This window comes from Hymenobacter sp. (assembly GCF_031398885.1).
In the GTDB taxonomy this organism is placed as follows: Bacteria; Bacteroidota; Bacteroidia; order Cytophagales; family Hymenobacteraceae; genus Hymenobacter.
In genome coordinates this window covers 23,165-37,455 of record NZ_JANNOD010000065.1, presented here as the reverse complement: position 1 = coordinate 37,455, position 14,291 = coordinate 23,165, and the positions used below count along the sequence as shown (strand labels likewise).

10 protein-coding genes are annotated in these 14,291 nt (G+C 64.6%); 5 read left to right on the top strand and 5 right to left on the bottom strand.

Annotation, left to right across the window (positions count from 1 at the left end; all coding sequences use genetic code 11):
• Positions 1-37: 37 nt before the first annotated feature.
• Complete coding sequence (locus RMO51_RS13550) at positions 38-1,714, bottom strand: amidase (RefSeq protein ID WP_310395447.1); 1,677 nt, start codon at positions 1,712-1,714, stop codon at positions 38-40.
• A 605-nt stretch (positions 1,715-2,319) separates the two neighbouring features.
• On the opposite strand from RMO51_RS13550, the gene RMO51_RS13545 reads away from it, so the two are divergent.
• Positions 2,320-3,297: an alpha/beta hydrolase gene (locus RMO51_RS13545; RefSeq protein ID WP_310395445.1), complete on the top strand. Its 978-nt coding sequence runs from the start codon at positions 2,320-2,322 to the stop codon at positions 3,295-3,297.
• A gap of 424 nt (positions 3,298-3,721) precedes the next feature.
• On the opposite strand, the gene RMO51_RS13540 is transcribed toward RMO51_RS13545, so the two are convergent.
• Positions 3,722-4,576, bottom strand: coding sequence for a S41 family peptidase (locus tag RMO51_RS13540; protein ID WP_310395444.1), 855 nt, complete (start codon positions 4,574-4,576; stop codon positions 3,722-3,724).
• A gap of 328 nt (positions 4,577-4,904) precedes the next feature.
• Positions 4,905-6,065, bottom strand: coding sequence for a glycosyltransferase (locus RMO51_RS13535; protein ID WP_310395443.1), 1,161 nt, complete (start codon positions 6,063-6,065; stop codon positions 4,905-4,907).
• A 127-nt stretch (positions 6,066-6,192) separates the two neighbouring features.
• Here RMO51_RS13535 and RMO51_RS13530 point away from each other — a divergent pair, with 127 nt between their 5' ends.
• The 3 genes from RMO51_RS13530 to RMO51_RS13520 all read left to right on the top strand — a co-directional run bounded on the left by RMO51_RS13530 (position 6,193) and on the right by RMO51_RS13520 (position 11,140).
• On the top strand, positions 6,193-9,828 hold the full coding sequence (locus RMO51_RS13530; RefSeq protein ID WP_310395442.1) for a PAS domain S-box protein: 3,636 nt from the start codon (positions 6,193-6,195) through the stop codon (positions 9,826-9,828).
• A 56-nt stretch (positions 9,829-9,884) separates the two neighbouring features.
• Positions 9,885-10,271, top strand: a complete 387-nt coding sequence (locus RMO51_RS13525) for a response regulator (RefSeq protein ID WP_310395441.1) — start codon at positions 9,885-9,887, stop codon at positions 10,269-10,271.
• 101 nt (positions 10,272-10,372) lie between these two features.
• Entirely contained in the window at positions 10,373-11,140 is a 768-nt protein-coding gene (locus RMO51_RS13520) for an MBL fold metallo-hydrolase (RefSeq protein WP_310395439.1), read from the top strand.
• 33 nt (positions 11,141-11,173) lie between these two features.
• Here RMO51_RS13520 and RMO51_RS13515 read toward each other — a convergent pair whose 3' ends face one another.
• On the bottom strand, positions 11,174-11,632 hold the full coding sequence (locus RMO51_RS13515; protein ID WP_310395438.1) for a hypothetical protein: 459 nt from the start codon (positions 11,630-11,632) through the stop codon (positions 11,174-11,176).
• A 184-nt stretch (positions 11,633-11,816) separates the two neighbouring features.
• Between RMO51_RS13515 and RMO51_RS13510 the strand changes: the two genes are divergently transcribed.
• Complete coding sequence (locus RMO51_RS13510; protein ID WP_310395436.1) at positions 11,817-13,430, top strand: NFACT RNA binding domain-containing protein; 1,614 nt, start codon at positions 11,817-11,819, stop codon at positions 13,428-13,430.
• Positions 13,431-13,442: 12 nt separating this feature from the next.
• Here RMO51_RS13510 and RMO51_RS13505 read toward each other — a convergent pair whose 3' ends face one another.
• On the bottom strand, positions 13,443-14,264 hold the full coding sequence (locus tag RMO51_RS13505) for an oxidoreductase (protein ID WP_310395435.1): 822 nt from the start codon (positions 14,262-14,264) through the stop codon (positions 13,443-13,445).
• Between the last annotated feature and the right edge of the window lie 27 nt (positions 14,265-14,291).

The window sequence follows — 14,291 nt, the reverse complement described above, 5'->3', positions numbered from 1 at the left end:
TCGAAGGGTCGGGAAGCCGCGCGGCGCGGGGCCCGCGCTACGGCAGCGGCGGGTGCTTTTCGTCGAAATCGGTGGCGTCCTGGTAGGCCTTGGCCAGGGCTAGTAAAGTGCCTTCTTCGTAGAGCTGGCCCATGAAGGTGATGGTGGTGGGCAGGCCGGCGGCGGTGAAGCCGTTGGGCACGGCCACGGCCGGGTGCCCGGTGAGGTTGGTGAGCACCAGGTTGGCGCTGAACGACGGGGCCAGGTAGGCGTCGAGGCCCCTGAGCTTTTCATCCATCTGCTCGATGAGCAGGCTGCGCACGCGCTGGGCCTGCAGGTACTCCACGGCCGGAATAAAGCGCGAGGAGCGGAAGGTGTTGGGCCAGGCCGAGCGGTTTTGCAGCACCATCTGCCCGTCGCGGCCCGCGCGGGTGAGCTCGTCAAACGCCGCCGCGCCTTCGGCCGTGAGCACGAAGCGCAGCGCGCCGGGCGCAATGGCCGGCAGCTCCAGCGGCACCAGCTCCACGCCCAGCCGGCGCAGCACGTCGAGCGTGGCCTGGTCGTTGGCCTGGGTGGGGTAGGGCTGGTCAAAAGCGGCTTTCAGGTAGCCTACCCGCAGCTTTTTGAGGTTGGTGTCGAAGGCGTAGCGGAAGCTATTGGGCGCCAGCAGCGTGGCCGCGTCGCGGGCGTCGGGCCCGGTGGCGGTGAGGGCGGCCAGCACCAGGGCGCAGTCCTCGGCGGTGCGGGCCAGCGGGCCGGCCTTGTCCATGCTCCAGCTCAGGGCCATGGCGCCGGCGCGGCTCACGCGGCCGTAGGTGGGGCGCAGGCCCGTCACGCCGCAGGCCGTGCTCGGGCTCACGATGGAGCCCAGCGTTTCGGTGCCGATGGCAAACGGCAGCAGCCCGGCCGCCACGGCCGAAGCCGACCCCGCCGACGAGCCGCTGGAGCCCTTGGTCACGTCCCAGGGCGTGCGGGTTTTGGCGCCAAACCACACGTCGCCCTGGGCCAGCTCGCCCAGCGTGAGCTTGGCCAGCAGCACGGCCCCGGCGGCGCGCAGGCGCTCCACCACGGCGGCGTCCTCGTCCAGGGTCTGGTCCCGGTAGGGCACCGCGCCCCAGGTGGTTTTGTAGCCCTTGGCGCTGAACAAATCCTTCACGCCAAATGGCACGCCGTGCAGCGGCCCGCGGTACTTGCCGGCCTTTATTTCCCGGTCGGCCAGCCGGGCCTGCTGCAAAGCCAGCTCCTCGGTGAGGGTGATGACGCAGTGCAACTGCGGGTCGTGTTTCTTCAGCCGCGCCAGAAAAAATAAGGTCAGCTCCTCGGACGAAACCTGTTTGGTGCGCAGCAATTCGCCCAGTTGCCGCACGGTGTAGAAGGCCAGGTCCTGGCGGTTGGCCGGCAGCCGGATTTTGGCCGTCTCAGGCAGCTTGCCTGGATTCACCGCCGCTGCACCCGCGGGCTGCCGCAGGCGCAGCGGCCGCGGGTCGAAGCCCACGGCCGGCGCCACGCTGTTGGGCAGCGGAATTTTGCGCAGCGCCTCGTAGCTCTCGCGGTAGTTGGTGAGGTTGCGGCGGGTTGAGTCGAGCTGGGCGTCGGGGAAGCTGAGGCCCAGTAGTTGCTGGGCCGCGCGCAGCACGGGCACCGTGATTTCGTCGGGCGCCGCGGGCCGGGCCACGAAGGCGCCGGCGGCGAAGCAGGCAGCGGCGAGGAGCAGCGCGGGTAAGAGTTTTTTCATGCAAAAGGGACCGGGGTGCTGGGGTTGGCGGAAATTCGCAAGCCAAGCTAGGCAGCACAAGAACGGACCCTTTCGGGGAATTGGCAGACCAGCCCTTGCCAAAGCCCACTCCAACGACCAACAGCGGCAGTGCCATCCGGTAAGAAATTCATGGAGCCGCGCCTGCGGCATTTGAACACGCCGCAAATAACTCCTGCGTTCCCATCTTGGAAACAGTCGTTTGTAGCATGTAAAAGGGGGTTTGCCTTATTTAAATCACCGTTTGCTTGAACAGATGAGCCTTTAAAATTTAGGCATAGATGAGAGTTGACCGTCGTGCGGATAACGCCCCGGGCTCTTGCTGGCTCTGGCCCGGCAGCTGCCGTCGAAGCGGGCCGTTCGAGGCCCACCGGTGCTTCGCTTCCAGGTTGTGCAACTGCCGCGAATGGGCCAAGCTGGCAAACTACCTCTTAAAAAACGGTCGTTTTCGGATGGATGCGGGTGCTCGTGTCCAGGCCGTGTAACGAAACGCCCCGGAGAGTGGTAGCCGCCGCGCTGGGCGGCCCCGCTTGCCGCGCGTTACCGCGCATGCGGGGCCAGCGTCCCCTTCCCAATTCCCGAATGAAATGAACAAGACCCTTCTTCTCTTTATCGCGCTGTTGCTCCTGCACTACCTGGCCTATGGGCAAACCGCTCCCGTTCGCGTCGACACCACCGTCGTCGCGACCATCGGCGGGATGCGGCAGGTGCTCACCGTCAAGGGCCACGACCGCGCCAATCCGCTCTTGTTGTACGTGCACGGGGCCGCGGGCAGTGCCTATTCGTTGAGTGCCGCCGGCGAAAAGCTCACGTCCCAGTTGCAGGAGTATTTCGTGGTCGTGTTGTGGGACCAGCGCGGGTACGGCCAAACGGCGGCACTCAACGCCTCCCCCCAGCCGAGCAGCCTCCCGCTCCTCGCCGAGGACACCCAAGAAGTGGTGGCGTATTGCCTCAAAGCGTTTGGGCAACCCAAACTCTACCTGGCGGGCCATTCCCTGGGCAGCGTGCTGGGTAGTTACGTGGCGCAACGCCACCCGGAACTGCTGTACGCGTTGATTGAAATGAGTCCCCCGGTCGACGGCATCGCCAGTCAAAAAATGGGCTTGGCGCTCTTGCAAGACCATTTCAAGCAGCTCGGCAACCAACGCGCCGTCGCGGAACTGGCCACGGTTAAATTACCGGCCCGGGATTTTGAGTCGCTGTTCACCAAATACGTGTGGCAAACGGCCTACGACGGCCAGCCCCTGAGCGACACGGCCCGGGCCGCGTTGAAACCGGCGCTGCGCGAGTGGATGGGAACCCCGGCGGCCGCGTTGTCCAACGAAGTCTTCGAATTGAATTTCTTTCGGCAGTTTCCGGCGTTCAAATGCCCGGTGTATTTTTTCGTGGGCCGCAAAGACATCGTCACCAATGCCCGGCTCACGGAGGCGTACTTCCACCGGGTCCACGCCCCCCGGAAGCAGTTATTTTGGTTTGAGCAATCGGCCCACGGTCTGCCGGAGACGGAACCGGGCTTGATGCAGAACATCATCATCCACAAAATACTGCCTCTTACTCAATACTAAAAGCCACAATAGCCTCCTTTCGGTAAACCTCTCGCAGCTGGCCGGCACTGGGTGCCAACAGGCCGCTACCGGGCCGGGCGAGTTTAAGAAACCCATCTACGAATGAGAGTTTACGAAACGCGCCGAGGGGATGAGTTTCGTAAACGCCCAAACCGGCACCCGGTCTCCCGCCAAAGTACCACGCCGGGCGCAGTGGCCGACCGTCACCACCAGGCCGAGCGCGAGTCGCGCAGCTGGTTGGAGGGTCAGAAACTGTACGGAAAACGAGGCCCCAAACTGAGGCCGAAAACCGTCGCTATTTCAAGGTGTGGTAGCCTCTTTTACATCTTGTAAACGACGTTTATAGCATATAAAAGACTATTTGTCAAGAATTTTGTCTAGCATCAAGTCAGTAAAGACGCTACAGTTTCTATGGTCAGGCCACTTATTTCTTCGCTTTGTATTCTTCTCTAATCCAGCGAATGGCTCGCGGCACTACTTCTGCTGGCCTGAGTGACTCGTCGGGGGCTAGTGAGTGGCCATATGGTACCAGGCGGCGGTCCGCGAACACGGCGGTTGTCAGCAAGATAACGGACCCATCGGACAAGTAAAAGCGGCTTCTGCTGGTAGATACCCCGCAAGTGCCCGCCCCAAAGCTTCTGGTGTGCTTTCTGGCTTTGAAGGCGACCGCAACGGCCTCGCCCGAACTGGCCGTTAGAGTATCGGTCAGCACGGCCACTACCGGGTTGGCAGACTTAAGCGTATAATAATTGGCTGTTTCTGCCTCTATGTCGCCGTCCAGCAAGGCCTTGCCCTTTTCGTATCGCCACGCGGTTTTGGTATTATTCGAGTCAAAAAAATAACCGAGCGTATCTTTTCCCAAAACCGGCCCTGCCCCCACGAGCATCGGCCACATATTCCCTCCCATATTCCCTCTCAAATCCACGAGCCAGCCTTTTAATGCTGGCTTATCTCGCTCCTTGATGTGGGCTTGCACGCTGGTTATATACGCGTCCAGCTTTTCCTGACTGCCGACCACCCAAGGAATTCTGATGTAGCCGATGTCCCCAGGAACCGGCTCATCGGGGTATATCGGGGGCTGCTTGGCAGTGGGCATTTCGAGGCCCTTCACCGGGCGGGCGGGCACAAAAAGACTGTGCTTATCGCCTAGGGCAACGATGGCAAATACAACCGCTGGATAGGCCTGCTCAATGGTGTTAGCGCCACTTGCTTCCGCTAGCAGATTCTGCTTGAAAACTACCCAGTTGATGGCCGCCCGATTAATGAAATTGGCTTGCATAATACTGACTACCTCCTCCAAATATTTCCGCACCGCAGGTGAGGGGGGCTTACGTTCTGCAATACAAGAGGCAAAGACTAAGAATAAAATGCAGAGCTTGACCCTCATGTTTGCGTGGCATATTAAAACAAAGCCCAATATGCAAAGCTCATCCCAGAAAAACACTATGTTTTACCAGCGAGGCGATGGTAACTAAAACCGCCTACATTCCGGGAAGTGCCCGAGAAGACGAATTATGTAAAGAGATTTTGGGGTGATTTAAAAAAGCGGGAAAAGGAAGTTTGACCGGTTTTTGCTTTGAAATATTTGACGGAATCTTCATCTCGATTTACCGGGGTGGCAGCTCAGCCGGCACCAGCCCCGCCCACAGCCGCTGCAACTCCCTTTCTTCGTGCTGCCAGCTGAGCTGGGGGGCGGCACCGCGGCAGTTGGCGGCCAGGTGCTGGTAGCGGGCGGGCTCGTCGCGCAGCAGGCGGTTGAGGGCCGTGGCCAGGGTGGCGGGGCGCAGGTCGGCCACCAGCTCGGCCACGTCGAACTGCTCGTTGAGGGCGCGGTACTCGGGGAAATCGATGAGCACCTGCGGGATGCCGGCGTGCAGGTAGTCGAAGAATTTATTGGCCAGCGAGTAGTAGTAGCTCAGGCCGGTATTTTCCAGGAGCATGATGCCCACCGCGGCGTGGCGCGTGACTTCGCGCAGCGCCGCGGGCAGCACGAAGCCCCGGAATTCTACCCGGCCCGAGGCCAGCAGGCCCAGCCCCCCGGCCCGTTCGCGCAGGGCCGCCGACAGGTCGCCTTCGCCGCAGATGACCAGCCGGCCCGCCACCTGCGGCATGGCGTCGAGCAGGTTTTCCAGGCCGCGGCCCACGTTCAGGGCGCCCTGGTAGAGGATGTAGCCGCTGGGCGGGGCCGCGGCGGCGTCCGGGCCCGGCAGCGCGGGCGGCACTTCGTCGGTTCGCAGGCGGCTCACGTTGCGCACCACCGCGAAGGGCCGGCCGTAGCGCTGCTCGAACACCCGCGCCAGGGCCGGGCCCACGGTGTAGGCCAGCCGGGCGCGCGGCACGATGAAGCCTTCCACCCGGCGCCACACCCGCTGCACGGCCGGCCGGGCCACCACCTCGGGCACCTCCGTGAATAGCTCGTGGGCGTCGTACACGAAGGGCTGGCCGCCGAGCCGGGCCCGCAGCCACACCGGCAGGGCGGTGTCGAGGTCGCAGGCGCACCACGCGGCGGCGTGCTGGCCCAGCAGGTAGCAAAACAGCCGCAGGTGGTACTCCACGTAAAACAGCTTGCCGCGCTGGAACCAGCCGCGCAGGCGGTGCTGGGCGTAGGGCTGCGGCGTGAGCGGGGGGGAGGCCGGCCGCTGCCAGCCCACCAGCTGCACCCGGTAGCCGGCGGCGACCAGGCTGCCGCAAATGCGCTGCATCCGCTGGTCGAAGCACAGGTCGGTGGTGACGGCAAAGAGCAGCAGCGGCGCGGTTGGGGGCGGCAAGGGGCGAGAGACTGGGCCGCCCCGGGGCGGGCCCGCGTTATTTTATTTTGGTCAAATTTACACCGGGGGTAGACAGGGTGGTGTTTATCTTAGCGGAAAAATACCCACCAGCAGTACGCGTCGTTTTATGGCTTCCTTTCCGGCTGCTTTTTCCACCCGCCCCGTGGCGCCGCCGCTGGCCGCCTTGCTCGACCAGCTGGGCCAACTGTACGTGCTGGCCGACCGCAAAGGCGCCATCGTGGACGTGAACGAAGCGTTTCTGGCCCTGACCGGCTACTCCCGCGAGCAGGTGCTGGGCCAGCTGTGCCACCAAATGTTTTCGGCCCCGGCCGAGCGCGACTCGCGGCGGCAGGCCTACCTGGACTGCATCGAGCACCAGACCACCGGGTCCGGCTCCGAGCATTTTGTGCTCACGCGCAGCGGCCAGCTCCGCTCCCTGATGTGGCGGGCGGGGTTCACGCGCGACGCGGCCGGCGGCGTGACCGGGGTGTGGATGACCGGCCACGAGCAGCCCAACCGCAGCGTGGCCAGCCCGGCCCTGGCCGGCGACAGCACCCACCTGCAGGACTTTCTCGACAACGCCCAGGACCTGGTGCAGCACCTGAGCGCCGACAACGGCTTTCTGTTCGTGAACAAAGCCTGGAAGGAAAAGCTCGGCTACACCGATTCCGAGCTGGCCACCCGCACCCTGGCCGACGTGGTGCACCCTTACTACAAAGCCAAGCTGCTCTACCAGCTGCGCAACCTCTACGACGGCGAGCCGGTGAACAAGGTCGAAACCGTGTTCCTGACCAGCATGGGCAAGCCCGTGCACCTCATCGGGAGCATGAGCGTGGTGCGCGAGGCGGGCCAGCCGGTGAGCAGCCGCGCCATCCTGCACGACATCACGGACCGCATCAAGGCCGAGCGGCTCCAGAAGGTCTACTACAGCATCGCCAACCTGGCCATCAGCGCCAAGGACTTGCCCAGCCTCTACGGGGCCATTCACCGCGAGCTGAGCAAGATTATCGAAACCAGCAACCTGTTCATTGCCCTCTGCGACGACGCCCGCACCGAGCTCCAGTTTGCCTACCACGTCGACCAGCACCCCCAGCACCGACCCCAGCCGTCGCGGCCGTTTTCGTCGGGTGTGTCGGAGTACATCATCGCCGGCGGGCAGCCCCGCTACCTCACCCACACCGACTTCCAGCAGCTCATCCGCAGCGGCACCATCACGGCCTACGGGCTGGTGCCCGAGGTGATGCTGGCCTCGCCGCTGAGCATCGGCGACCGCATCATCGGCGTGCTGGCCGTGCAGGACTACGGCCGCGCCGACGCCTACACGCCCGGCGACCTCGACGTGCTGCACTTCATTTCGAACCAGGTGGCCCTGGCCATTGAGCGCAAGCGCAACGAGGAGCAAATCGGCAAGCAAACCGCCCGCCTCAACGCCATCTTCGAGAGCGGCTCGCACGTGATGTGGACCGTGGACACCCGCGCCCAGCTCATGAACTTCAACCGCAACTACGCGGCCCTGTTCCTGCGGCGCAACGGCACCTACCCTGTGCGGGGCCTCAACCTCTGGGAAGCCGACCTGGCCCACATGCCCGAGGGCGAGCGCGACACCTTCGTGCACCACTACGAGGCGGCGGCCAAGGGCCAGGCCCAGCGCTTCGAGACGCGCCTGCGCGACGCCCGCGGCTACGACGTGTGGACCGACGTGCACCTGAACCCGATTTACCTCGGCGACGGCTCGTTTGAGGAAATCTCGGCCATTGCCCACGACATCACCGAGCAGAAGCGGGCCCAGCTGGCCCTGGAGGCCCAGGAAGAGAAGTTTCGCTCCATCTTCGAGTCGTTTCAGGACATCTACTACCGCACCGACGAGGCGGGGCTCGTCACCATCGTCAGCCCCTCGGTGCGCGACGTGCTGGGCTACGAACCCGAGGAGGTCGTCGGCCAGCCGGTGGTGAGCTACTACGTCGACCCGGAGGACCACCTCCGGGCCCGGACCGAAGTGGGGCGCAGCAGCGGCCTGCGCAACTTCGAAACCCAGATGTGGCACAAGGACGGCCACCCGGTGAACGTGCTCGTGAACGCCCGCTTCACGCCCGGCGGCCGGTACGGCTCCGAGGGCATTGCCCGCGACGTGACCGAAATCAAGCAGATGCAGGACGACCTGCGCCAGGCCAAGGACGCGGCCGAAACCGCCCTGGAGGCCAAAACCCAGTTTCTGGCCAACATGAGCCACGAGCTGCGCACGCCCATGAACGGCATCATCGGCATGATTGACCTGCTCGACCAGACCGTGGACACCGACGAGCAGCTCGACTACGTGGACACGCTGCGCAAGAGCAGCGACGCGCTGCTCACCATCCTCAACGACATCCTGGACCTGTCGAAAATCCAGGCCGGCAAGCTGCAGGTGCGCGAGGCCCCGCTGGAGCTGCAGGCCGTGATGGAGCGCATCCGGGCCCTGTTCATTTACCGGGCCGAGCAGAAGCACATCCGCTTCACCTACCACATCACCCCGCACACCCCGCGCTACGTGATGACGGACGAGATTCGCCTGCTGCAAATCCTGTCCAACCTGGTGGCCAACGCCATCAAGTTCACCAACGAGGGCACGGTGGGCATCGTGGTGAGCAGCGTGAGCACCGACGGCGAGCACCACACCCTGCGCTTCGCCGTGCAGGACTCGGGCATCGGAATCTCGACCGACAACGCCAGCCTGCTCTTCACCAACTTCACCCAGCTCGACACCACGCCCAGCAAGGCCTACGGCGGTACGGGCCTGGGCCTGAGCATCAGCCGGCAGCTGGCCGAGCTGCTGGGGGGCGAAATCGGGGTGCTCTCCGACGAGGGCGAGGGCAGCGTGTTCTGGTTCACCATCAGCGCCCGCGAGGCCCAGCCCGAAGACCTGCCCCCGGCGGCGCCCGTGCGCGAGGCGGCCTTCCGGCCCTTCGAGGCCCCGCCCCGGGTGCTGCTCGTCGACGACAACGCCATCAACCAGAAGGTGGGCCTGCGCCTGCTCACCAAGCTGGGCTGCCTGGTGACCGTGGCCAGCGGCGGGCCCGAAGCCATTGCCCTGGCCGCCGCCCCCGGCGCCGGCTACCACATCATCTTCATGGACATTCAGATGCCGGATATGGACGGCGTGGCAGCCACGGCTGAAATTCGCCGGCTGCTGGGCGAGCACTGCCCGCCCGTGGTGGCCATGACCGCCTACTCGATGCAGGAGGACGCCGGCCGCTTCATGCGCCAGGGCCTCGACGACTACGTGGGCAAGCCCGTGAAAAGCCGCCACCTCTACGAGGTGCTGCACCGCTGGCTGCGCCCGCGCGCGGACTGGGCCGCGGCCACCACGCCCGGAGAAGCTGCCGCCGCCGCGCTGCGGGCGCCCGCCGACCACGCGGCCAGCGAGCCCACGCTCGACGACGCCGTGCTGCGCCAGCTGGTGGAGCTGGGCGGCTCTGAGTTCACGGCCGACCTCTACCAGGAATTTGAGCAGGAAGCCGGCGACCTGCTGCGCGACGCCGCCCCGGTGGCCGCCCGGGCCAATTTTCACGAATTGCTGCCCATGCTGCACCAGCTCAAGGGCACGGCGGCCACGCTGGGCGGCGTGGCGCTGGCGGCCCAGGCCCGCCACCTTGAGCACCAGCTCCGGGAAGGCCGCCTGGAAGAGGGCGCGGCGGGTTTTCAACTGCTGGAACATTACTTTGCACAGTTCGTAGCCGAATACCCCCGCGCCGTGGAGCGCGCTACCGACGCCCCGGCTGCTTGATTGCGGCCGCATTTCTGGTTCTCTACCCCACGAACTCACCCCCAAACCCCACGCTCATGTCCGTCGATACCCCCGCCAAAACCATTCTCATTGCTGAGGACAGCTCGGTAATCCTCAACCTTACGCGCAAAATTTTGGAACTGCAGAAGTACAAGATTGTATTGGCCAAGAACGGGGGGGAAGTGCTGAAGCAGTTGGAGAGCAACGCCGTCGACTGCGTGCTGATGGACATCAACATCCCCGTGAAGGACGGCATGCAGTGCACCCGCGAAATCCGCGCCCACGCCGACCCGCACATCAACAAGCTGCCCATCATCGCCATCACCGGCAACGCCAATAACTACTCCATGGACCAGTTCCGCGAAGCCGGCGTGACCGACTACCTGCCCAAGCCCCTCGACTTCGACGCCTTGGTGCGCGTGGTGAAGCAGTACGTGGGGTAGTCTGGAATTAAGAATTAACAATTAAGAATTAAAAATGCACAGGTGCGCTTGTGCTGCGGACAATTCTTCATTGTTAATTCTTAATTGTTAATTCAAACGCAGTGCAAGTAACGTTCTTAGGCACGGGTACTTCTTCCGGGGTGCCGATGATAGGCTGCACCTGCGCCGTGTGCCGCTCGCTCGACCACCGCGACCACCGCCTGCGGGTGTCGGTGCACGTGGCCGTGGCCGGGCGCAGCTTCGTGATTGACTCGGGCCCCGACTTCCGCCAGCAAATGCTGCGCGCGCGCGTCACGCACCTCGACGCGCTGCTCTTCACCCACGAGCATAAGGACCACACCGCCGGCCTCGACGACATCCGCGCGTTCAACTTCCGGCAGCAGACCGACATGCCCGTATTTGGCGAGCCGCGGGTGCTGCGCCAATTGCAGCAGGAATTCTCCTACATCTTTGCCGAGCACAAGTACCCCGGCGTGCCCCGCGTGCGCCTGCACCCCATCGAGCGCGACGACGCGCCCTTCGACGTGCAGGGCGTGCCGGTGCAGCCCCTGCGGGCCCTGCACCACAAGCTGCCCGTGCTCGGCTTCCGCATCGGCGGCTTCTGCTACCTCACCGACGCCAACCACCTCGGCCCCGAAACCCGCGCCCAGCTGCGCGACGCCGACGTCATCGTGCTCAATGCTTTGCGCCGGGAGGAGCACATTTCGCACTTCACGCTGGCCCAGGCCGTGGCCGTGCTGGAAGAAGCCGGCCCCAAGCGCGCTTACCTTACGCACATCAGCCACCAGCTGGGCCGCCACCACGACGTGGAAGCCGAGCTGCCCGAGTGGATTCGGCTGGCGTACGACGGGCTGGTGGTGGAAGTGTAGAAAACGCTGTTCTGGTCAGTGTCAGTGTCAGTGTCAGGGCTTGACGATGCGCAACTGCACACTGATATCCTGCTTTTCGGGGTAGTTTTTCACATTCCTGATATTCCACTTAGTGTAATAGACCACGTAACGCCGGCTGTTGGCGAGCACGCTGGCCGAGTCGATAAAGGCCGCACTGTTGGTTAGGTTGCCAGCCAGCGGCAGGGTTAGTTGCTGGGTCTGGCCCTGGGCGTCGGTGATGTTCAGCGAGGGAGCTACGAACGTGCCGACGAAGCAAAAGACGTTTTCGGGGCAGTAGGTGTACTCCAACTCCGCGAGCGTGACGGCCAGCTCGGGGGCGTTAGCGGTCCGAAGCCGGGCCTGCTGCTGGTAGTTCAGGCTAAACTCTTGGTCGAAATCCGAGATGACCGGGCCTGCGTTGGGTTCGGGGCTTGCTTTTTCGCAGGCTGTCAGGCTCAGCACCAAAGCGAACAGGGAGAGAAATTTGGTCATGACGCCGACACCTTAAGGCTGAGAAGTAGTGCGCAGCAATGTGCTGTGTTGGGGGCATGACCGCGAGCCAAGGGGAACAGTTGCGCGGGAAGTGCACAACTTTGCTGCAAACCGGTTACGCCCACGTTCGAACCGCACAGCAGGATGGGAACCAAACCCCAATCCGAGAAGGCCACTTTTTTGCATGCACACCAACTACTATTTCCTGCGCCAGCTGGCCCCCGCGCTCACCGAGCAGCTGCGGGGCTACCGCGTGGCCGTGTGCTTCTCGCAGGAAAAAGATGAGTTGGTGGTGGGCCTCACCGAGGGCAGCAAAGAATTCTGGCTGAAGGCGCAGCTGGGCGCCACGTTTCCGGCCCTGGCGCTGCCCGAAACCTTCCAGCGGGCCCGCGCCAATTCGGTGGACTTGTTTCCCGACTTGCTGGGCCAGCAGGCAGAAACCGTGGCCGCCTGGCCGCAGGACCGGGTGCTGCAAGTGAATTTCCGCAGCGGGGCCCGGCTGGTGTTCAAGCTCTACGGCCCGCGGCCCAACGCCATTTTTCGCCCCGCGCCGGACGCGCCCGCGCAGCTTTTCCAGCAAAAGCTGCTGGCCGACGCCGACCTGCGCCCCCAGCCCGCGCCGGCCACGCTGAATGCGCCCGTTTCGCCGACAAAATCGGTGGAATCCGAAAAATCCGCCGAATCCGTGGTTCAGACAAAGCTGCCGCCGCCCCTGGCCGACTTGCCCCTGCGCTACCTGCGCGCCCAGGGCTACGACCCGGCCCCGCCCGAAACCAAAGCCCGGCTGGTGAACCAAGTGCTGGCCCAGCTGGAAAAGCCGGCCCATTACTACCTCGTGCAGCTCGACGGCCGCACCCGCCTGAGCCTGCTGCCGCTGGGCGAAACCCTGGAAACCTTTTCCGGCGACGACCCCGTGGGCGCGCTGCGCCGCTTCGTGCCCCTGGCGCTGGGCCGCCGCGCCCTGGAGCTGGAAACCAAGCAACTGCGCCAGCTGCTGGAGCGCCGCGCCGACGAAGCCAGCACGGCCGCCGCCCACGCCCGCCAGCGCCTGCACGCCCTGGCCCACGAGGCCGGCTACCGCCACACCGCCGACCTCATCATGGCCCACCTGCACGCCATTCCGGCCGGCGCGGCGCAAATTGAGGTGCTGGACTTCTACACCAACCAGCCCCGGCTCATCAAGCTGAAAGCCACCGAAAAACCGCAGCGCACCGCCGAAAACCTCTACCGCAAGGGCAAGAACCAGCAAATCGAAGAGCGCCAGCTCACCGAGCGCATTGCCCGCCGCGAAGCCGAAGCTCTCACGGCCCTGGAGCGCCTCGAAGAAATGGATACCCAACCGGCCCTGGCCGAACTGCGCGGCCTGCGCGTCTGGCGCAAGCAGCACGGCCTCGACCCCACGCCGGCCGCCGCCAAAGCCGCCACGGAGCTGCCGTTCAAGGTATTTGAGGACCGCGGATTCACCATCCTGGTGGGGCGTAACGCGGCGAACAACGACCTGCTCACCCAGAAATACGCCCACAAGGACGACCTGTGGCTGCACGCCAAGGACGTGACCGGCTCGCACGTTGTCATCCGGCACCGGGCCGGGCAGCCCGTGCCCGAGCCCGTGGTGGAGCACGCCGCGCAGCTGGCCGGCTGGTACTCGCGCCGCCAACACGACTCGCTGTGCCCCGTGACGGTGACGCCCAAAAAATTCGTGCGCAAGCCCAAGGGCGCCCTGCCCGGCCAGGTGGTGGTCGAGCGCGAGCGGGTGGTGCTGGTGAAGCCCGGCAACCCGTTTGAGCGGGCCGAGTAGCCGCGTCCGGGCCTATTTCATTTGGCTGAGCATCAGCTTGTCGAACAGGCGGTCGGAGAGCAGCCGGCGCAGCAGGAGCACGGCCTTGGCCCCGCCGCCGGTTGCGTAGCGGGTGTTGGGCCGGGCGGTGGTGGCCGCGTGCACAATGGTCCGGGCCACGACTGCCGGCTCCGAACCGCCCGCGTCGGCCTTGGCCAGCATGCGGGCGTGGCGCTGCGCCAGGTCGGCGTAAGCCGTGCTGCCCGATACCTGGAGCAGGTTTTCGCGGGCTATCTGGTTCCACTCCGTTTTGATGGCGCCCGGCTGAATCACCACCACGTCGATGCCAAACTGCCGGAGCTCCATCCGCAGCGAGTCGCTGAGGCCCTCCACCGCAAACTTGGTGGCGTGGTACCAGCCGCCGTGCGGTTCGCCAATGCGGCCCCCAATCGACGACACGTTGATGATGCGCCCGCTGCGCTGCGTCCGCAGCAGGGGCAGCGCCAGCTGCACCAGCCGCGCCAGCCCAAACACGTTTACCTCAAACTGATACCGCGCCTCGGCCAGCGGCACGTCCTCCAGCGCGCCGTACGAGCCATAGCCGGCGTTGTTTACCAGCACGTCGAGGCGTCCTTCGGCCTGCCTGATGGCCTCAATGGCCGCGACCAACGACTCATCTTTGGTCATGTCGAGGGCCAGCAGTTGGGCCCCGGCCTGGCCCAGCGCGGCCATGCGGTCGAGGCGACGGGCGCCGCCGTACACCACGTAGCCGGTTTGCAGCAGCAGCCGCGCCGTCGCTTCGCCAATGCCCGACGAGGCGCCCGTCACCAGCGCTACTTTCTTTTCACTGTTCATAAGGGAGGTTTTAGGTTATTAATTTGA

Bases quoted from the DNA above. Each gene is read 5' to 3' on its own strand.
- RMO51_RS13540 (WP_310395444.1), bottom strand. From the start codon at position 4,576: ATGCAAGCCAATTTCATTAATCGGGCGGCCATCAACTGGGTAGTTTTC.
- RMO51_RS13525 (WP_310395441.1), top strand. From the start codon at position 9,885: ATGTCCGTCGATACCCCCGCCAAAACCATTCTCATTGCTGAGGACAGC.
- RMO51_RS13505 (WP_310395435.1), bottom strand. From the start codon at position 14,264: ATGAACAGTGAAAAGAAAGTAGCGCTGGTGACGGGCGCCTCGTCGGGC.
- RMO51_RS13510 (WP_310395436.1), top strand. From the start codon at position 11,817: ATGCACACCAACTACTATTTCCTGCGCCAGCTGGCCCCCGCGCTCACC.
- RMO51_RS13550 (WP_310395447.1), bottom strand. From the start codon at position 1,714: ATGAAAAAACTCTTACCCGCGCTGCTCCTCGCCGCTGCCTGCTTCGCC.
- RMO51_RS13545 (WP_310395445.1), top strand. From the start codon at position 2,320: ATGAACAAGACCCTTCTTCTCTTTATCGCGCTGTTGCTCCTGCACTAC.
- RMO51_RS13530 (WP_310395442.1), top strand. From the start codon at position 6,193: ATGGCTTCCTTTCCGGCTGCTTTTTCCACCCGCCCCGTGGCGCCGCCG.
- RMO51_RS13515 (WP_310395438.1), bottom strand. From the start codon at position 11,632: ATGACCAAATTTCTCTCCCTGTTCGCTTTGGTGCTGAGCCTGACAGCC.